General features: G+C 30.5%; 23 protein-coding genes and 1 pseudogene. 17 read left to right on the forward strand and 7 right to left on the reverse strand.

The genetic code is table 11. The annotated features are described in order from the left end of the window. Positions 1-33 precede the first annotated feature (33 nt). The 10 genes from P5P87_RS09260 (at position 34) to P5P87_RS09305 (ending at position 6,034) form a co-directional block, all read left to right on the forward strand. Complete coding sequence (locus P5P87_RS09260; protein WP_198856942.1) at positions 34-219, forward strand: CsbD family protein; 186 nt, start codon at positions 34-36, stop codon at positions 217-219. Between the two features lie 157 nt (positions 220-376). Further along, positions 377-928 (forward strand): helix-turn-helix domain-containing protein, encoded by a 552-nt coding sequence (locus tag P5P87_RS09265; RefSeq protein WP_278022338.1) that lies wholly within the window; start codon positions 377-379, stop codon positions 926-928. A gap of 21 nt (positions 929-949) precedes the next feature. After that, positions 950-1,399 carry a response regulator gene (locus tag P5P87_RS09270; protein WP_198856940.1) on the forward strand — a complete coding sequence of 150 codons (450 nt, stop codon included), beginning with the start codon at positions 950-952 and terminating at the stop codon, positions 1,397-1,399. 9 nt (positions 1,400-1,408) lie between these two features. Further along, positions 1,409-3,193 (forward strand): CHASE3 domain-containing protein, encoded by a 1,785-nt coding sequence (locus P5P87_RS09275; RefSeq protein ID WP_278022339.1) that lies wholly within the window; start codon positions 1,409-1,411, stop codon positions 3,191-3,193. Positions 3,194-3,438: 245 nt separating this feature from the next. Next, on the forward strand, positions 3,439-4,008 hold the full coding sequence (locus tag P5P87_RS09280) for a DUF4142 domain-containing protein (protein WP_198856938.1): 570 nt from the start codon (positions 3,439-3,441) through the stop codon (positions 4,006-4,008). Between the two features lie 36 nt (positions 4,009-4,044). Beyond that, positions 4,045-4,692 carry a porin family protein gene (locus P5P87_RS09285; protein WP_198856937.1) on the forward strand — a complete coding sequence of 216 codons (648 nt, stop codon included), beginning with the start codon at positions 4,045-4,047 and terminating at the stop codon, positions 4,690-4,692. 34 nt (positions 4,693-4,726) lie between these two features. Next, a complete protein-coding gene (locus P5P87_RS09290; RefSeq protein WP_111365189.1) occupies positions 4,727-4,879 on the forward strand; it encodes a lmo0937 family membrane protein in 153 nt (50 codons plus the stop codon). A 61-nt stretch (positions 4,880-4,940) separates the two neighbouring features. Further along, positions 4,941-5,225: a YtxH domain-containing protein gene (locus P5P87_RS09295; RefSeq protein WP_198856936.1), complete on the forward strand. Its 285-nt coding sequence runs from the start codon at positions 4,941-4,943 to the stop codon at positions 5,223-5,225. A gap of 46 nt (positions 5,226-5,271) precedes the next feature. After that, the gene (locus P5P87_RS09300; protein WP_198856935.1) at positions 5,272-5,631 is read left to right on the forward strand and encodes a hypothetical protein; all 360 of its coding nucleotides are present in this window, start codon (positions 5,272-5,274) and stop codon (positions 5,629-5,631) included. Between the two features lie 28 nt (positions 5,632-5,659). Beyond that, positions 5,660-6,034 (forward strand): hypothetical protein, encoded by a 375-nt coding sequence (locus P5P87_RS09305; RefSeq protein WP_198856934.1) that lies wholly within the window; start codon positions 5,660-5,662, stop codon positions 6,032-6,034. Positions 6,035-6,401: 367 nt separating this feature from the next. Here P5P87_RS09305 and P5P87_RS09310 read toward each other — a convergent pair whose 3' ends face one another. From P5P87_RS09310 to prfA, 4 genes and pseudogenes are all read right to left on the reverse strand, one after another. Next, a complete protein-coding gene (locus tag P5P87_RS09310; RefSeq protein WP_340696691.1) occupies positions 6,402-6,821 on the reverse strand; it encodes a DUF5723 family protein in 420 nt (139 codons plus the stop codon). After that, positions 6,817-7,734, reverse strand: a complete 918-nt coding sequence (locus tag P5P87_RS09315) for a DUF5723 family protein (RefSeq protein WP_278022340.1) — start codon at positions 7,732-7,734, stop codon at positions 6,817-6,819. Before P5P87_RS09315 ends, P5P87_RS09310 begins: the two co-directional genes overlap by 5 nt. A gap of 316 nt (positions 7,735-8,050) precedes the next feature. Further along, positions 8,051-9,184: a lipoprotein gene (locus tag P5P87_RS09320; RefSeq protein WP_278022341.1), complete on the reverse strand. Its 1,134-nt coding sequence runs from the start codon at positions 9,182-9,184 to the stop codon at positions 8,051-8,053. 280 nt (positions 9,185-9,464) lie between these two features. Continuing rightward, positions 9,465-10,542, reverse strand: a pseudogene (gene prfA, locus P5P87_RS09325) (peptide chain release factor 1). Positions 10,543-10,856: 314 nt separating this feature from the next. Between prfA and P5P87_RS09330 the strand changes: the two are divergent. From P5P87_RS09330 to P5P87_RS09355, 6 genes are all read left to right on the forward strand, one after another. Continuing rightward, the gene (locus P5P87_RS09330; protein WP_278022342.1) at positions 10,857-11,396 is read left to right on the forward strand and encodes a hypothetical protein; all 540 of its coding nucleotides are present in this window, start codon (positions 10,857-10,859) and stop codon (positions 11,394-11,396) included. A gap of 14 nt (positions 11,397-11,410) precedes the next feature. Next, complete coding sequence (locus P5P87_RS09335) at positions 11,411-12,163, forward strand: hypothetical protein (protein WP_278022343.1); 753 nt, start codon at positions 11,411-11,413, stop codon at positions 12,161-12,163. A gap of 59 nt (positions 12,164-12,222) precedes the next feature. Beyond that, positions 12,223-12,630: a hypothetical protein gene (locus tag P5P87_RS09340; RefSeq protein WP_278022344.1), complete on the forward strand. Its 408-nt coding sequence runs from the start codon at positions 12,223-12,225 to the stop codon at positions 12,628-12,630. Between the two features lie 34 nt (positions 12,631-12,664). Beyond that, positions 12,665-13,810, forward strand: coding sequence for a PDDEXK-like family protein (locus tag P5P87_RS09345; protein WP_278022345.1), 1,146 nt, complete (start codon positions 12,665-12,667; stop codon positions 13,808-13,810). 300 nt (positions 13,811-14,110) lie between these two features. Then, positions 14,111-14,671: a hypothetical protein gene (locus P5P87_RS09350; RefSeq protein WP_278022346.1), complete on the forward strand. Its 561-nt coding sequence runs from the start codon at positions 14,111-14,113 to the stop codon at positions 14,669-14,671. A 107-nt stretch (positions 14,672-14,778) separates the two neighbouring features. After that, positions 14,779-15,717, forward strand: a complete 939-nt coding sequence (locus tag P5P87_RS09355; RefSeq protein ID WP_278022347.1) for a DUF4365 domain-containing protein — start codon at positions 14,779-14,781, stop codon at positions 15,715-15,717. 236 nt (positions 15,718-15,953) lie between these two features. On the opposite strand, the gene P5P87_RS09360 is transcribed toward P5P87_RS09355, so the two are convergent. Continuing rightward, positions 15,954-16,283, reverse strand: a complete 330-nt coding sequence (locus P5P87_RS09360; protein ID WP_278022348.1) for a hypothetical protein — start codon at positions 16,281-16,283, stop codon at positions 15,954-15,956. A gap of 105 nt (positions 16,284-16,388) precedes the next feature. Between P5P87_RS09360 and P5P87_RS09365 the strand changes: the two genes are divergently transcribed. Continuing rightward, positions 16,389-16,625, forward strand: coding sequence for a helix-turn-helix domain-containing protein (locus P5P87_RS09365; RefSeq protein ID WP_198856927.1), 237 nt, complete (start codon positions 16,389-16,391; stop codon positions 16,623-16,625). Here the strand turns inward: P5P87_RS09365 and P5P87_RS09370 are convergent. Together P5P87_RS09370 and P5P87_RS09375 are read right to left on the reverse strand one after the other, a co-directional pair. Beyond that, on the reverse strand, positions 16,612-17,247 hold the full coding sequence (locus P5P87_RS09370) for a transposase (protein WP_278022349.1): 636 nt from the start codon (positions 17,245-17,247) through the stop codon (positions 16,612-16,614). The two genes, P5P87_RS09365 and P5P87_RS09370, sit on opposite strands and share 14 nt — an antisense overlap. Beyond that, a complete protein-coding gene (locus P5P87_RS09375; protein ID WP_278022350.1) occupies positions 17,244-18,404 on the reverse strand; it encodes an IS3 family transposase in 1,161 nt (386 codons plus the stop codon). The genes P5P87_RS09370 and P5P87_RS09375 overlap by 4 nt, the downstream gene beginning before the upstream one ends. Positions 18,405-18,411: the final 7 nt, after the last annotated feature.

An 18,411-nucleotide genomic window follows, 5' to 3' on the forward strand; every position in this document is an offset into this window, starting at 1 on the left:
TTACAATACAATAAATGACAAAAAAGAGATACCATGAATACTACAGAAATAAAAGGAAACTGGAATGAGCTGAAAGGTAAACTGAAACAAAAGTTTGCAACTCTAACAGATGATGATTTGATGTTTGCTGAAGGAAAAGAAGACGAAATGTACGGAAGACTTCAGAAAAAACTGGGAAAAACAAAAGAGGAATTTCATCAAATCCTGTCAGAATTGTAAATCCTTACAACTCAATCAGGGAAATACCGTCTAGTAAAAATATTAGGCGGTATTTTTTTGAAAAATTTATTTTAAAATCACATTTTCATGTAATTCTATGCTATTTAAAAGCAAAAACACCAAATAAAATAAGTATCTTTAACCAAATTTCTATAAAATGAAACTATTTATAAAGTTCGATATCAATACCATTTGCTCTCTTTATTTAAAACAAAACTTAGAAGAAAACAATGTAAATTTTACAACTCTAGGATTTGGAGAAATTGAGATTGAAGACAATCTTGATGCCGAAGCATTGGAGAAATTAAAAACTAAATTGGCTCCTTGCGGTTTTGAAGTAGTTGAAAATCAAAAAAGTGTACTTGTCCAAAAAATAAAAGATGCGATTATTGAGCTTGTATTTATGGATGATAGCAATAATTACAAAAGTTCTGTGTTTTTGGCAGAGAAGCTAAACCACAGCTACGGATATTTATCTAATGTTTTCTCAGAAGTAACATACTCTTCTATAGAAAATTTTATTATTTTACAGAAAATTGAAAGAGCAAAACAGCTAATCATTATCAATGAAATGAGTTTGACTGAAATTGCTTTTTTACTAAATTATTCTAGTGTTGCGCATTTGAGTACACAGTTTAAAAATACAACTGGTATTACTCCATCTGCTTTTCAGAGAATTATTAAGAAACGAAGAGAAAATTTAAAATAAAACCCAAATACCACAATCAAAATGCAAAAAAACGCATTACACATTTTATTGGCCGATGATGATGAAGATGACCGTCTTTTCTTTAAAGATGCATTTGAAGAAATAAAAATACAGACAAATGTAAATTTTGTCCACGACGGAATGCAGTTAATGGATCATTTAATGAATACAGACAATAAACTTCCTGATATTTTGTTTCTAGATTTAAACATGCCTAAAAAAACAGGTAAAGAATGTTTAATTGAAATTAAAAAAACGGACCACTTAAAAGATATAATTATTGCCATTTACTCTACTTCTTCGTCTGAAGAAGATATTGAAGACACATTTATTCAAGGCGCTAATATTTACATCAAAAAGCCTAGCGATTTCAATACGCTGAAAAAAATAATTAATGAAGTCGTAACTGTAAACTGGCACTATCATACCTCTGGGTTAAACCGTGATAATTTCTTGCTGCGACTAAAATAGAGCATACCAATGAAATGGATACCAAATTTTAATTCTTCAAACTCTTTGAGAGTTATTTTTGTAATCGCAGTTTTCATTCTGTTATTTCTTTCTTCAATTGCTTACAAACATAATCAAGACTTGAACGAATCGAGTAAATTGGTTATGCATACCTACGAAATCAACATACAGCTCGAACGCTTAATGTCGGCTATAAAAGATGCAGAAACGGGCCAGCGAGGATATATCATCACTCGCAATGCCCGTTTTCTAACTCCTTACATTTATTCGAGAGATAAGGTAAATACTTCTTTTATTACCTTAAAAAAACTAACTGCTGATAATGAGTCGCAACAGGAAAATCTTCAGAAGCTTTTCAAACTCATTACCCAACGCTTTGTTTCTTTTGAGAACTGTTTAAAATACAGCGATCCAAAAACATACGACAAAAGAAAACTCGACAATCACATGTTTGGCGGAAGGATCTTAATGGAAAACATTCGCTTTAAGGTCGACGAAATGAACGATATTGAAAAAACATATCTCAAAAAAAGGCTTAAAATTTACGATGCCGAAATCTCATTAAGTCCGCTTTTTTCTATTTCGCTATTCTTGGTTGCTTTAAGCTTCATTTTATTATCTTACAGACAAATTAGCCGCGATTTTGAGCGCTTGAAAGTATTCAATAAAAAGCTTTTAATCTCAAGCGGATTAATTTCTGAATCTGAAAATATCGGTAAATTCAGCACTTGGCAATGGGATTTGGATTCTGACAAAATAGATTTCTCAGACAATCAGTTTCGATTATTAGGCCTTGAGCCAAAATCTTTTGCTCCCAATAAAGCAACACTTTTAAAATACGTGCATCCAGATGATAAAGAATCTGTTGCAAAGGCAATTGACGGAATTATAGAAAAGAAACATCTTCCGTTTGTATACTACAAAATTGTACGTCCCGATTTTGAAGTTCGTTATTTTAAAACTACGGGCAAACTCGTAACCGACCAACAAGGAAGCAAAATTTTACTTGGAATTAATTTTGATATTACAGACGAACATCTTCTTAATATTGAACTTCAGGAAAGAAATAAAGAGTTGGAGAAAAGCAACAAAGAGTTGGCTTCATTTAATCATGTGGCAAGTCACGATTTGCAGGAACCACTGAGAAAAATACAAACTTTTATTTCGAGAGTTTCTGATGCCGATAAAAAAGTCATGTCTGAAAGCGGCAAAAATTACATCACTAAAATTGAAAGTTCAGCAAAAAGAATGCGTGTTTTAATAGACGATCTTCTTTTGTTTTCGAGAACGAATACCACGAAAAAAGAGTTCATCAAAACAAGCCTTAATGACCTTTTAAGCAATGCAGAATCTGAATTGGCAGAAATAATCGAAGAAAAGAAAGCAGTGATTAAGGTTTCAAAACTTCCAAAACTTTCTGTAATTCCATATCAGATCGAGCGACTATTTATTAACTTAATTGGAAATTCATTAAAATACAGTAAGCCTGATATTGAACCAGAGATATCAATTTCTAGCGAAAAAGTAAATTCTTCCGAGTATCCAGAAATATTAGAACAGTCTATAAAGAAATTTCATAAAATTACTTTTACAGATAACGGAATGGGATTTGATCCTCAGTTTAAAGAAACTATTTTTATTCTTTTTCAGCGTCTTCATTCTAAAACAGACTATCCAGGAACCGGAATCGGATTGGCAATCTGCAAGAAGATTGTAGAAAATCATAAAGGCCATATTACAGCCGATAGTACTTTGGGCAAAGGCTCTGTATTTACCGTATTCCTGCCCGATTAAAATTTTATTTTAATTTGTAAGAAAAAAATCGCTACATTATACTAAGAGCAAAAAAAGAAATTATAGATTTTTCTATAATTTCTTTTTTTTACACCAAACTTAAACTTCACAAACCTTTGATTTTAAAAGGATAAAACCCAAAAATAATTCTGTTATGGGAATTATATAACGATTCATTTTTATGCTGTAAAGGAAAATCTTTCATTCGTTAGCATCTTTGTAATGTAATACTTTAGGAACTAATAATGAAAGCAATTTCCCCATTAAAAGCTACTTATCTTAAAGTCTTTTTCTTATTTGTATTAGTGGTCTGCATCACGTCATGCAGAAAAATTAATCCGATTGAAAATACTTTGAAAAATCAAGCTTTTGCAAAAAATGACAGAGAAGAAACAGAAGTCTTCTTTTTTATTTCAGCGGCGAATATTAGCAAATCTATTATTTCAAAAAGTCAAATTGCACAACAAAAAAGTTCAGATGTAATTGTTCAGGAATTAAGCAAAAGAATAGAAATTGAAGAGAATCAGTTGCTACAAGAAGTAACCAAAATGGCCACATCTAAGCTCATTGTCATTACTGAAATAAACGCCATGCACAAACGAGACCTGTACAACCTCATTGATGCTAGCAACAAAGATTTTAACAGCATCTATCTCGACGCCACAACAGAAGCTTTATGTGATCAAATTGAATTACTTGAAAAGATTTCTAAGGAAACAAATGATAAACAAATTTTGGAACTGGTTCTCCGTTTTTTGCCCGAACAATACAAACTCTTACGAGAGACTGAAAGAATAAAAAAACAAAATGAATAAACGCCTATTATCTATCTATTAACTAAATTTTTTACTATGAAATTACAAGCCAATTTTTTATGCGCCTTAACACTTTTTTTATCAGCTTCGTTTGGAATGCTGCACGCTCAGGACAATAATGTAAATACCGAATTTGGTGTAAAAGGAGGATTCAACATGTCTAATCTTTACGGCAGCGGAGATGATGTAGATGACAACAATGTTTTATACGGATTTAATGCCGGAGTTTATGCTACACTTCCTATTTCAGATTTTGTAGCAATTCAGCCAGAACTTTTGTTTACCACAAAAGGGGCAAAATTAGAATACAACAACGCTCTTGCTAGTGGGGATGCAAAATTTAGACTTAATTATATCGAGCTTCCGCTTTTAGTGCGAGTTAATGTGACAAAAAACTTTAACATTCACGCCGGTGGTTACGCTTCTTATCTAGTAAGCTCTAAAGTAAGCGGAAACGGAAGTATTGATTTTGACCAAGATATTGACACAGATGATCTTGCCAAATTTGACGCAGGTATTTCTGCTGGTGTTGGAGTAGATTTTAACCCAATTAGCGTAGGATTACGTTACAATTACGGTTTAACCACTGTAGGTAAAGAAAGAACCGTTGCAGGAACAACATATACATTTCCTGACGCAAAAAACAGCAACTTGACTTTATATCTTTCTTATAAGTTAAATTAAAAGAATTGATTATTAACCATTAAAATAAAAAACCATGTCAAACTTATTATATACAATCGCAGTGATTCTGGTGATACTTTGGGCTCTTGGGTTCTTTGTTTACAGTTTCGGAAGCATTATTCATATTCTTCTTGTAATTGCCATTATTGCCGTATTGCTTCGACTAATTAAAGGTCGAGAAGTATAAAATCACACTTTTTATTAAATCAACAAATTATTAAATATTAATCCATTAAAATTAATTTATTATGAAAACTAGTAGCACAATTTTAGGAATTTTAGGAGCCGCAGCGGCGGGAGCATTCATAGGTGTTTTATTTGCACCAGACAAAGGGTCAAACACAAGAAAAAAAATCAAAGATAAATCAAAAGATTACGGTGATAATCTAAAAACAAAATTTGATGGTATTGTAAACACAATCACTTCAAACGGTAAAGAAATTATCGAAGAAGGAAAATCTAAACTTAACCAAGTTAAAGAAGATTACAATACGCTGAAAGACGACGTTAAAACAGTAAAATCAAACTATTAATCGAGATATTAATTAGTGAAATTTTCAAACCATAAAACCCTATATCATGGAACCAAATGCAACAACAAACGAGGACTTAAATCTTTATGAAAAAGCTGAAAACTATGCTAAAACAAGTTTAGAATTACTAAAACTGAAAACAGTATGTTCAGTTGCTGACGGTGCTTCATCATTGGCTTCAAAGATAGCGATTGGTATTGTTGTTGCATTTTTTACTTTGTTTCTAAATATTGGCATTAGTTTATGGATTGGAAAAGAACTTGGAGAGTACTACTATGGCTTTTTTATCATGGCATTATTTTATCTTATTGTAGTGATTGTGGTTGTGAAATCGCATCATAAATTGATAAAAACTCCTATTGGTAATACGATCATTTCAAGTATACTGAAAGAAACCAATAAATGATTTAATTATTAATAAACATAAAAAGACTATGGAGGCTATTTACAATATTGATCAGTTAAATCAAAAAATTGAGGAATTAGAAATTCGCCAAGATAAAGAATGGTGCGATATAAAAGACGAAATCGACGAGATTAAGAACAATTTAAAACCTATTAATCTAATTAGAAATACAGTGGAGGAAATTAACGAAACTGTTGGTTTTAAAAGTCATATTGCTCAGTCGGCAATTAGTATCGGAATTGGTTATCTGGCAAAAAGATTTATTGTCGGCAAAGGCGATTCGATGTTCAAAGGTGTTTTGGGCTCAATCGTTCAGCTTATCGTAACAAATCTGGTTTCGAAACCTCATCATGAATCTTCCGAAGAAGAAGAATCATCACAATACGAACCGTCTAGAGAGTAATTTGTTTAACTTAATTTTAATTATTATGGAAAAGTTTAGCGAAATAATGATAAAAAACGGTGTATACGTTTACTCGAATCTATATAAATGTTTTGAATACACAAGGATATTTCTAGGTGTCTAATTCCATCATACGTTTTTGGGGAAACAAGTGATGGAAAAGGACCTTAATTATATATTTAAGGTGCTAAGTTGCTAAGATTCTAAGGTTCTAAGTTTTATACTTCGATTTTTTTAATCTTGCTTACTGATCTTAAAAATAAAAAACCGCAACTACTTTGTAGTTGCGGTTTTTTTTATGTCTTCAATTTCATAAACTCAGAACCTTAGAAACTCAGAACCTTAGAATCTTAGCATCTCAGAACCTCTACCTATAATCCTGATAAATCGGTAATTTCAAACCTGCGTAAATGTTACAGCCTTTTGAAGTGTTTGAAAACAGATTGGTAAATAGAGTTCCAGAACCAATAAATAATGGACCTGCTCTAAAACCAGCTCCTATTTGCGTTCCGCTGTATTGCATATACGTTACAGGAACATAAAAGCTAAATTGTCTTGTTTCGTATCTTGGCGAAAAAGTTACCGAATTGGCAATTGCAGTTCCGTTTACTTTTTTGGCATCTACTAAACTGAAATCCCCACTTAAATTCAAATAAAATCTTTGATTGATATTCCAATCAAAATTGGTGTGCAAAGCCGTTGGTAAATTTGCTTTCACTCCTTTTCTAGAAGATATTTTAGTATAGTTAGCGTCAAAAAATTCAAAAATATCATCTGCATCCTCAATATCTTGCTTGCGTTACTCTTCCTGTTATATTATAAGTATTCTCTACAATATTTTTATAGTTTAGTTTTCCAATATCGGTTATAGAAGCTGCTGCTTTAAACTTATATCGGTTTCCTGCGCAAGAATGACAATTTGTACGATATTCATAAGTAAAACCTAAATCTACTCCTACTCCTGCCGATCCCATATCAAACTTTGGATCATTTCCGTTGGCATAATCATAACTCGCCGCTGTTTTTATTGTTCCTGTCGAATAATATTCGCTCAACGAAGGATTTGCTTCATTTTTAGTAAAAGCTACGTTCAAATCATTTCCGTTAATATAACCGTTTACGCCCGCCATTAAGTATTTTAAAGTAATTCCGCCTTTTACAAAATGATCATCACGATCGAACAAAACCGTCGCATAACTCGCTCCAATTTCAGCCCAAGAATTCGAAACACCATTCGGATTTCCGCCTGCAATTAAAAAATTATCAGAAGCATTTACATCTTTATTAACCTCATCAATAAGCTGTCCGTTTATGCCAACTAGATTTGTAACACTACGCACACGCGTAAAAAGTGCAACGCTATGCAAAGGCGTAATATTAAACATAACAGACGGCCCCATAATATCAGCATTAAAATTCCCCCTATTATTCGATTTGAAATTCCTGCTCGCTTGAGTATCCAGATCGTAACCGCCGTCTAATATATTGGCAAAATTAACTCCGTATAAATCATTTTGCCCAGTTCCGCTTACAGATACAAACGTAACGTCGGCTTTATACTTCGAATCCACAATATTAGAAGGATTAAACAATGCCGACTGAATTCCAGCAAAATTATCATCTCTAAATCCGAAATACGATTGCGATCGCGCATAAAAAAAGCTTCCAAAGAAGCAAAATAGAAGTAAAGTTCTCTTCATAAATTAGATTGGTTTTGGTTGGTTTAGTATTCTTTTTGGGTATAAAAGCATGACAAATATGAGATAAAAAATTCAGCAAAAAAAGCTAGTTTTCTTTAGGTTCTAAGATGCTAAGATTCTAAGAAACTAAGTTTTACGCACTAGTCTTATAAATCTTACTTCGCAATATTCTTCTGTAGTATTGGTCTTAATTTATGACACTCTTTTTAAAGAAATAAAGCCTTAAAAATCTAAAATTCCGAACATTAAATTTTCATTAAAAAAGCGATGCTAATTTTTATCCATAAAAAAGCCGAACATTTGTTCGGCTTTTTTTTTATTCCTCTATGTATTCGTATGTCATTGAATCATCTTCACTTAACATCTTCGTTAGATAACCGTCCGGTGTATATTCAAACGTTCTATCCCAATAAACAGAATACTCTCCATTCATATCTGTGTAACCGCTATGTGTAAAATTCATATACAGAAAAGGATTTAAAATCAACTCTTGCGAGATCAAAAAAGGTTTACGATCACTCTCGTAAATACTTACTTCTGTATCACGGAATGATTGTGCCGAATCCGTAACAACACTTGTCAATTTATTTTTTTCATAAGTATAAGTTATTATGTCAAAAAAACTTGTACCTGTACCTGTTTTGCCAAACGCTTTACTAAGTCTTCCCTGATTATCGTACTCATAGATATATATCCTAACTTGATTAGTACTCGAAACACTTGTAGCTTTAGTTATAAAATTGTTCTCATATTCATAACTTATTTTAGTATAATTTCCATTATCATTCGTAACAGTTTTTTCTATTAATCTCGAACCATCATATTTATAATCAGTAGTTAAAACCGAAGGCTTTAAAGTAACTTGATCTTTATAATTGCGAATTGACTTTATTAAAAGAGTATCTGCATAAGTGTATTCAACAACATAATCTAAATCGCTCACATTCTTTGATGTATAGATTACTTTCGAAACCAGTTTTGCAATTTTGTTTTGAGAAGATTCAGATATATCAAACTTATAAGAACCACCCGAAAAACTAATTACAACATTTGCAGCAGTTGAATCTGTTTTTGCTGAAATTGTACAAGTATACGCCACATTGTTGATTTGAAAACTATAAATAGTCTTTAATGCCTCTTTAACAATATTAGTTACTTTGTATTCCACCGTACTATTATCAAAAATATTGGAGAACCCGATAGTTTGAGTTCTTGGATAGAAAATAACCGAAACAGGTTTTATAGTTTCAGTGCCAGAGCCTACTTCAGCAGTTTTTGATGCCTGTCCTGTAGATTTTGTGATTTTAGCTCCATAATAAGCCTTATATTTTGACTGCGTTGGTTTTACGTCAGCATAAACAACTTCTGGTTGCGAATTATCATCCTGCGAATCATTAGAACACGATGTTAGTCCTAAAGCAAGAACAAAAAGTAAAATTATTTTCTTCATATATTTTGTTAATAAATCCCGTTTATCATGTCGGGTAATAGCATGTTTTAAATTTAACTTAATATTTTTCTTATAAACGCGCCGAAAATACATTTTTTTTCTTAAAAATACTAAGATGCCTCGAAACAAAATATTAAGTTTTTTCTCAAATATTACAACCTTCTAATTCTAAGGTTTTTCACAAAAAAAAAGCCGAACAAATGTTCGGCTTAATATTATTACAAAGTCCTAAAAGAAAACTTAGAATCTAAGCATCTTAGTATCTTAGCATCTCAGAAATTTAGTAAACTTCCGAAGCTTCCTTCAATTTCTCCATGTTGTTAACCAACTGAAGCTCAGAAACGATTTTCTGAATATCACCATTCATGATATTTCCTAAATCGTAAAGCGTTAAACCAATACGGTGATCAGTTACACGACCTTGCGCATAGTTATACGTACGGATTTTTGCCGAACGGTCTCCAGAACTTACCTGAGAACTACGTTTTTTAGCATCTTCCTCCTGCTTTTTAGCCAATTCCATTTCGTACAAACGAGAACGTAATACCATCAAAGCTTTATCTTTATTCTTATGTTGTGATTTCTCATCCTGACATTGCGCCACCAATCCTGTTGGAATGTGCGTTAAACGTACAGCCGATTTCGTAGTATTTACCGATTGTCCTCCAGGTCCAGACGAACAGAAGAAATCTACACGAACATCGTTCATATCTACCTGAACATCAAACTCCTCTGCTTCTGGCAAAACCATAACCGTTGCAGCCGATGTATGCACACGTCCTTGAGTTTCTGTCTGCGGAACACGTTGTACACGGTGAACACCCGCTTCAAACTTCAAAGTTCCGTATACATCTTCTCCAGTAACTTCAAAAATAACCTCTTTGAAACCTCCAGAAGTACCCTCGTTCATATCTACAACAGATGATCTCCATCCCATAGATTCGCAATATTTCGTGTACATTCTAAACAAGTCACCAGCAAAAATACTCGCTTCGTCCCCACCCGTTCCGGCGCGGATCTCCACCATAACGTTTTTCGCGTCTTCAGGATCTTTAGGAATAAGCATAAATTTGATTTCCTCCTCCAATTCTGGCAGACGTTCTTTTGCTTCATCCAATTGCATTTTGGCCATTTCCACCATTTCAGCATCGCTTCCGTCAGCAATAATTTCGTTTGCTTCGTCGATGTTTGCTAAAACTATGATGTACTCTTCTCTCTTTTCAACAAGCGCTTTAATACCTTTATATTCTTGGTTAAGTCGCTTATAACGTTTTTGATCAGAAATAACATCCGGCTGAATAATCAAATCCGAAATCTCATCGAAACAGCCGCTTTACATATTGAAGTCTATCTAACATTTTCTAATTCCTTTTATTGGACGGCAAAATTACAAAATTTTTATCGAAAATTCTAGTGTTCATTTTTTGAACATTTTAAGTTGAATATTTAGTGGAATTGTAATGATTTTTAGGAGCTGCTTCCTGCTATCCGCTATATCTTTTTAGGCTGAAGGTTTACGGTTTAATAAGCTCTTTTTCGTTTGCCTAAAAAGGATGCCGCTTCTATCAGGGCTAAGGCTTTGGTTTTCATAATTGTCTTTACGGTTTTCCGTAATGTATTTAGATTTTATGTTCTTAGTTTTGAAAACTAACTAACAACCACAACTTAAAAAATGAAAAAACTATTTGCTTTATTTTTATTGCTCTGTGCAATAACACAAATTTATTCTCAAGACAAGAATTCTAAAGCCCGACAGTTTATCGAAAACGCAGAAATCATGCAAGTAAATAAAGATTGGAATAAAAAAGCCGAATTTACGACTGGATTAAAAGAGGTTTTAGTTTTCTTTCCTGTTGAAGCAATTGATTTAAAATCAAACAAAAAAATAAAAGCATTGCAAGTGGAAATGGCATTAGCCGAAAATTATTTTAAATCTTCTTGGATTGATTTGAATGAAGTTGATGAATTTATATTATTTATTGAACAATATGTTATTCCCAATCTTAAAGACAAAACTCAAAAAAACCAATCAACCACATATATATTTAATTCTAAAGAAATAACATTTAGTTTTCATATTCAAAATACTTCTAGAAGAATCTCAATATATCTTAAAGATAATGGCATTACAGATTATAGACGTTATTTCTGGACAGAAACGCAAGTAGGTAAAATTCCTGAATTGCTTATAATGCTGAAGGAAATTAAATAATTAAAAAAAGGTTTATGAAATATTTTCTATTCATAATTTTAATTGGAATCAATTTAAATGCACAAGATTGTCCGACGAGAATTGGCGACTTTGAGATAAATTCTACAAAAACTTCTGATCTAGAATGGATATTACCTTCATATTCGTCATATATGACAATAATAGAAGACTTAAACGAATATCAAAATAATGTAGTTAATTATGAAGATCTCAATGAAAAATACTCAGGAGGAACATTAGCTTATAGATTAAAACCAGACTATAATAATGTAAAAAGTTGGTATAATCTAGAAGTTGCCTCAGTAAATGATTCTACAGAAGTAATATTCATTCCAAGTTACGAAACTAACAATATTGTTATTAAAAATGTTTTACTCAAATTTTATAATGATAAATTATATTTTATAAGGGCAAGCTTAAATAAAAATTATACTGATATTATTCTTGAAAAATATAAAGGAAAGGGATTTAAGTCGGAAGAAAAGAAAACCCCGAATGCTTGCAAAAATGTAAAATTCAAAAAATATTTGAATACATTGTCTCAATATTTTTTTGCTTCTGAAGAAAATAAAATTCGAGCAATGTTAACTTTTGATTTTAAAATCAATAAATATTGTGAAAATGTAATTAATGATAGAATAGAAATATTTGACTTTGACATTTACATTAGAGAAAATAAAAAAATTCAATTCAATATGGAAAACATGCAAATGATGGAAGATGATAGAAAAAAACTTGAAAAGGAAGAAAAACTTAAAAGATTTTAAAATGTCTCTTATAGACCCGATAGCAGATTTCTAAACAAGACTATAAACTTTTTATATAAATGATAAAAACATCTGATAAACCATCACACGAAGATATTTATCAAAAAATATCTTCTCTTTTTAATATCAAGTTCAAATCACAATTAAAGGATAGTCCAATTGTCTTTGATAATTTTTTACAAATAAAAAATGTTGTTTTAGGGAATGAGTATTATGTAGTTCTATTTGAAACTGGAAATGAAATTCTTAAATTTAAAAACAGAGAAGAATTCATAGATAACTTTATCAGTTTTATTGATGTAAAAATTATAGAACTGAATAATGAATTTGAAGATTTACAAAAGTTTGAAAGAATGTCAATGGGAATTAAATATGATGAAAATGAAGTTTATATGCGCCATGAATTTATTGGGCACGGAACTATAAAATTGAATCAAATTCGAAATAAATTATTAAGCTTAAAATAAAAACATTTTTTTTCCTACTACAAACCGCTAACTAATGGAAGAATTTAAAGAAATCAAAAGCATAATTAATCTTACAAAATCTAGAATCGATGCACATCTAAAATTCAAGCAAGAATACGATAAGCAACTAGCATTTGACTTTAGTTTGTTTCAGTTTTTTTCTATGGGAGAAAATAAGATTACCCAAATTTTAGCTTATTTCTTAGATGAAAAACAAAATCATGGGCAAGGCAATATTTTTTTAAATGAATTTATTAAAACATTCTGCAACAAAGAAGTTGATATCCTTAATTCTATAAATATCTGTGAAAAAATAATTACTAACAATCGAAGAATAGATCTTTATATAGAAGTTGATGATTTAATTATTGCCATAGAAAATAAAATCTGGGCTGACGACCAAACAAATCAATTAAGAGACTATGCTAACTTTTTAGAAAATAAATCAAAGGGTAATTATTTATTGTTTTATCTAAATCCTTATGGCTTAGAGCCATCATCCAAAAGCATGGATGATAGTTGCAGAAATAAATTAATTGAACAACAAAAACTTAAAGTAATTAGTTACAAATATGATATTGTAAATTTAATTAATAGCTGGTTGCTTATTTGCGAGGCAGATAATGTTTCTCATTTCTTAAAAGAATTCAAAAAATATATTGAAATAAAATTCCTTGGTAAAAATACTCTAAATATGTCAAAAGAATTAAGAAGCATTATTTATGACAATGAACGTGAAGTTCGAGAATTGGTTAATGAATATAAGCAAATTGAAAATGAAGTAATAAATACACTAAATAATATAGGCAAAGAATTAGGTAAAATTAATACTGAATTACCTTTAGGAGTCACTTTAACCAAAAGTGGGGTATTCAATTGGGAAGGGGCACGTGTATATAAGTTTTCGGTCTCAAAAAATGGAAATAAAATTTGGATTCAATTTGTAAAAGAAAACATTCATCTTTATTCAAATTATTATTTACAAGAAGGAACTGACATGATTTTCAAGGAAATTCTAACAGAATTAAATATAAACAATCACGTCAGCCTCAATTATAAATTACCAAAATCTGAATTAATAAATATTTTTCTAAACCAGGTTAAAATTGCAATTCAGAGTTTTGATATTTATGATGTCCGAATGGAAAATTCTACAGATTTAAACAATGATAATGTTTAATTTCGTTTAATACTGAAATAAAAAACTACCCCGCTAGCGCGAGCGCCTCTTCCGCTCGTGTCTGCAAAGTTTTTAAAATTGATTTAGATTGCGTTCACGAGCGGGACGCTCGCGCCAGCAGAGGATAACACGAATGTAATAGCTAAATACAAAATCAATAGAATTTGCATTTTAAGGCTAAAGTAACTTATAATATGTTAAAAAAATTAAAATATGCACATAGTAAACAGTTTTGAAGAATTAAAAAAAGTAATTGGATATTCTTTCAAATATGATAAGAATGAATCAAAAATTGTGGGGTTGTTATTTGCTCAACCCGATAGCTTTACAGAAGATGAAATATTAAAAAAAGTTGATTATTATAATAATCGCTCGAGAGAAACAATTGATTTTTTTTGCATTGGTTACCAACCTAAAATGTTTGAACCTGCTCTTTCAGTTGTAACTAAAGTTAACAATGAAGACTGGACTTTTAACCCTGAAAATTTTAATAATTTAAGAATTGAAATTGAAAGAAAAACAAAATGGAAATATTCTGGAAGTGTAGAGCTCGTTTTATTTAATGCATACATAGATAATGAAGATGAAGTAAAATTTGATTTTTCAGACGCACTTTCAATTGATTTAATAAAAGCAAAAAACGAGCAATTAATATACAGTGTTGGAGAAATGTTTGAAAAAATTTTTAGTATATCGGAAACAATAACTACTGATAACCCAACGAAAGAAATGAGCCTAAAATTGATAGGAAATTCAGGTAAAAAATCTTTCGTGGATATTCTTTTCAATCTTTTACCAGAAGCAATTAGAAAAGACACTAAAAGAATCTATTTATACGGAACAAGTAACTACGAAAAATGAAAAATCCGATAGCGCGGATTTTTGTATTAATTTTTAAATCCCCATACTGCTTTGAGTATCCTGCTCCTAGCAACTATCAAGCTAAAATCAAAAAATAATTCACGCTAATGCAAATAAAAAAATATAAATTATCCAACATTGGAGAGAATTTTGGATCAAATTTAATCGCCTCACTTTTTGATGGTGAAATTCAACGCGAAACTTTAAGTGGTGAAGGATCAGCAGCACTGGACTTTCAACTAAAGTATAAAAATTTTTTTGATATTAGCGTAAAACAAATTGGTGTTCAAATAAAAACGGGAAATTCTTATACTGAATGGCTAAAAACTAAGAAGTGCTATTCTCTTAGAAACATCGATCCAGAGCATATTGAAAAATGGAAAAAAAATAATCAAAGTGTTATTATATTATGGGTCAATCCAAAGAAAAAAATTGAAGTCTATTGGAAATTTATAAAACCTACGAGTTCTTCTGATTTTTTATATCTAACAAATAATAATTTACTTCGTCCACATTCTATTTTTGAAATCGATAGATTATTTACATTATCACAAAAAAAGAGTAAAAATGGAATTCCCTTAATTACCCTAAAACAATTTACAACTTTAGCAGATGTAAAAAAATGGTCTAAAAAAGAATACTCCAGAATTAAAGGTGAAGTTTCAACTCCTTTTGGAATAATTAGTCTTAGTGGGTATGCATGGAAGCATTTAATTCGAAAAAATCGAAATGTAACTCATATATTTGACAGTCTTTTACTATTGAGAAATGTCAAAACTATTTTAAATTTCTATCCAGATCAAATCCAGACAATTTCTCCTGACAATAATCCTGAAAATCTTAATAAGCATAATAATAACATTTTAAGCCAAAAAAGGGTTTTGTTTATTTATAGAAACGTTAATTTCAATGATAAAAAGGGGTGTACAGTTTATATTAGGATGAAAGAAACTATAATTTATCCCAAAAATTGGAGAGAAAACTTTTTTGCAAAAGATAAATTACAATACAAATTGACTTTAGAAAGCATTTATAGAAAAACCTAAAAGGTCATACAATTCTCTCTTCACAACCTTACAAATTATTTATATTGATAAAATATAAATAGAGAGTATAAACATTCACATGTTTTTAAATGTGCGCGAGAATGAAATGCACAACCTTATATTATCTACAAATATAAAAATATTTACTAATTTAAATACCAAAGCTCCTTCATAAAAATTCTAATAAAAAAGTTTTACAATTATCTTCAACTTTACCTTCTTTTATACACTAAGCATCAACTCCCAACCTTATAAACCTCATCCAACAACTCCATTTCATCTTCTGGCAATAACTGCAAGGCAATTTCAAGCAAAGTCATAACATTGACATTATTATCTTTTGTAAAACTCGACAAACTGTTTGCATCTGGATTAAGCAAAATAATACTTGCTTTTAGCAAATCTGAAACCATTAGATTTAATTCGTTATAAGAAGAAACTTTTAGCGGTATTGTATACGAGTTGGTCTCTTTTGGAACTGGTTTTAGTTTGCTGAAGTAGCTTCCTTTATTTATTAATTCTAACAATTCTTCGGCTCTTTCTTTATTTTCTATTTCTATTTTCATATAAGATTTAATTTACAATTTAAACAAATATATAAAATATCGGTTGAAAACAATCGATTTTTAACAATCATATCGAAACAATCTATTACTTGTAATTTCATTTCTATGAAAAGAGAAAGAAAAAGTGAAATTCCCGAAGTTGTAAAAGAACTGGGAATTAAGATAAAAGATGTGATTGAGGATAATAAATTAAAGACAAGAGAAGTTGCCCATGACGCTGAGATGGATGTGGAAAATTTAAGAAAATACCTTAAAGGTTCACAAGAAATGAAAGTAAGCACTTTATTTAAAATTGCTCAAGCTTTAAAAATTCACCCAAGCGAATTAATTAAGGATTTGTAATATTTTGTTGTTGCTTTATTGCTAAATTATTTTTTCGTATTGAGACGTATATGCCTAATTCTCTCATACATCTTAGCACAGTTGTATGTGATAAAAAATACCCTGATTTTTGTAGTTCTATAACAATACGATGGCAACCATAAGTTTCTTTAGAAGCAGAAAAAATAGACTTAATTTCATTTTTTAAGTTTATACGCCATTTTTGAGTTTCTGTAAGCAAACCTCGTTTCCATGTGCGGTAGGTACCTCTATTTACATCTAATGTTCTGCACATTAATTTTATTGAATATTTTTTTTCATTTTCTGCCATAAAATGAAAAATGAAAGGTTTTCCGAGGCAAATATATTTACTGGCATTTCTAATGATTTCAAACTTTAAATCCACATCTTTAATTTGTTTTTCGAGATAGTAAATTTTCTTCTCTTCAGAAGTTAAAGTTAGATTCCCATACCCAGGAAAACATCCTGTTCCATGTTTTTTATACTCTTTTCGCCAAAGAGAAAGAAGATTTTTATCTATTTGCAAATCTCTCGCCGTTTGAGCCGAATTTCGATTTTCATAACTTAAGAAGACTGCCTTTAATTTGAAATCGCGGTCATAATTTGCTCTGGTCTTTTTCATAAATTATAATTATTAAATTCCTCGATTGTCTTGTAATTAAGGCTGGAATGTATTCTTTTTTTATTATACCAGTTTTCTATATATTCAAGTATAACGATTTTCAATTCACCTGTTGTTAGTAATCTCTTCTGTTTATAAATTACTTCTCTCTTTAAAGTATTAAAAAAACTTTCCATAACAGCATTATCTAAACTGTCTGCTGTTCTGTTCATACTAGGTTTGCAATTATATTCAGCTAATTTATTAGTAAACAATTTACTCGCATACTGAGATCCTTTATCAGAATGGAATATTAATCCGTCTCTAATAGGACGATTAATTATTGCTTTTTCAAAAGCAGGTAAAGTTGTAACCTTAGTAGAAAGTTCACAACTCAAATGCCATCCTACTATTTTTCTATCATACAAATCCATAACAACAGTGAGATATGAAAACCTTCTCTTTATTTGAATATAAGTAATATCTGAAACCCAAACTTTACAAGGTTCATCTACTTTAAACTGTCTTTTTAATAAGTTGGAAGCAATACATAAATTATGCTTTGAATCAGTTGTAACTTTGAATTTCTTTTTTACTTTACTCCTCAAACCAAGCTCTTTCATCCAAAACGATACCTGTGCTTCAGAAATTTTAAATCCTCGATTATTAAGTTCTCTTGTAATTAATATAACTCCTTTATACTGCTTGAATTCAAAAAATATAGAATCTATTTCTTTTTTAAGCAGATTAACGCGGATTTCTCTTTTTGAAAAAGGTTGTTTTGTCCATAAATAATAGGTTGAATGTGAAGCTCCTAAGACCTCAAACATTGTATATAAAGGATATTTATCTCTATTCTGATGTATGAAATTACAAATTACATGTTTGCCTTGATTCATATATTTAAGACCTTTCTCCAGTATTTCTAACCGCAGTTGAGAATCTGCAAGCTTTTTTTCTAATTCATAGATTTCCTTGTTTTCGTAATATACTCTTTTAATACCTACTCCTAGAAAACTCCCTTTACCAAACTTTAGGTAAGCGCTACGCCATTTAGAAAGCATTTTAGGATTAATGCCTAATTCTTCTGCAGTTTCTGAAACGGTCTTTCTTATATAGCTTAATAGAACTGCATTCTCTTTGAAGATTGGGTCGTAATGTCTAACATTTTCATTCATATTAAGA

This window comes from Flavobacterium ginsengisoli, from assembly GCF_029625315.1.
GTDB classification, from domain to species: domain Bacteria; phylum Bacteroidota; class Bacteroidia; order Flavobacteriales; family Flavobacteriaceae; genus Flavobacterium; species Flavobacterium ginsengisoli.

Coding starts and splice junctions, on each gene's coding strand:
- P5P87_RS09285 (WP_198856937.1), top strand. CDS start 4,045: ATGAAATTACAAGCCAATTTTTTATGCGCCTTAACACTTTTTTTATCA.
- P5P87_RS09320 (WP_278022341.1), bottom strand. CDS start 9,184: ATGAAGAAAATAATTTTACTTTTTGTTCTTGCTTTAGGACTAACATCG.
- P5P87_RS09275 (WP_278022339.1), top strand. CDS start 1,409: ATGAAATGGATACCAAATTTTAATTCTTCAAACTCTTTGAGAGTTATT.
- P5P87_RS09360 (WP_278022348.1), bottom strand. CDS start 16,283: ATGAAAATAGAAATAGAAAATAAAGAAAGAGCCGAAGAATTGTTAGAA.
- P5P87_RS09340 (WP_278022344.1), top strand. CDS start 12,223: ATGATAAAAACATCTGATAAACCATCACACGAAGATATTTATCAAAAA.
- P5P87_RS09330 (WP_278022342.1), top strand. CDS start 10,857: ATGAAAAAACTATTTGCTTTATTTTTATTGCTCTGTGCAATAACACAA.
- P5P87_RS09355 (WP_278022347.1), top strand. CDS start 14,779: ATGCAAATAAAAAAATATAAATTATCCAACATTGGAGAGAATTTTGGA.
- P5P87_RS09265 (WP_278022338.1), top strand. CDS start 377: ATGAAACTATTTATAAAGTTCGATATCAATACCATTTGCTCTCTTTAT.
- P5P87_RS09300 (WP_198856935.1), top strand. CDS start 5,272: ATGGAACCAAATGCAACAACAAACGAGGACTTAAATCTTTATGAAAAA.
- P5P87_RS09260 (WP_198856942.1), top strand. CDS start 34: ATGAATACTACAGAAATAAAAGGAAACTGGAATGAGCTGAAAGGTAAA.
- P5P87_RS09345 (WP_278022345.1), top strand. CDS start 12,665: ATGGAAGAATTTAAAGAAATCAAAAGCATAATTAATCTTACAAAATCT.
- P5P87_RS09280 (WP_198856938.1), top strand. CDS start 3,439: ATGAAAGCAATTTCCCCATTAAAAGCTACTTATCTTAAAGTCTTTTTC.
- P5P87_RS09270 (WP_198856940.1), top strand. CDS start 950: ATGCAAAAAAACGCATTACACATTTTATTGGCCGATGATGATGAAGAT.
- P5P87_RS09365 (WP_198856927.1), top strand. CDS start 16,389: ATGAAAAGAGAAAGAAAAAGTGAAATTCCCGAAGTTGTAAAAGAACTG.
- P5P87_RS09305 (WP_198856934.1), top strand. CDS start 5,660: ATGGAGGCTATTTACAATATTGATCAGTTAAATCAAAAAATTGAGGAA.
- P5P87_RS09335 (WP_278022343.1), top strand. CDS start 11,411: ATGAAATATTTTCTATTCATAATTTTAATTGGAATCAATTTAAATGCA.
- P5P87_RS09290 (WP_111365189.1), top strand. CDS start 4,727: ATGTCAAACTTATTATATACAATCGCAGTGATTCTGGTGATACTTTGG.
- P5P87_RS09315 (WP_278022340.1), bottom strand. CDS start 7,734: ATGAAGAGAACTTTACTTCTATTTTGCTTCTTTGGAAGCTTTTTTTAT.
- P5P87_RS09295 (WP_198856936.1), top strand. CDS start 4,941: ATGAAAACTAGTAGCACAATTTTAGGAATTTTAGGAGCCGCAGCGGCG.
- P5P87_RS09370 (WP_278022349.1), bottom strand. CDS start 17,247: ATGAAAAAGACCAGAGCAAATTATGACCGCGATTTCAAATTAAAGGCA.
- P5P87_RS09375 (WP_278022350.1), bottom strand. CDS start 18,404: ATGAATGAAAATGTTAGACATTACGACCCAATCTTCAAAGAGAATGCA.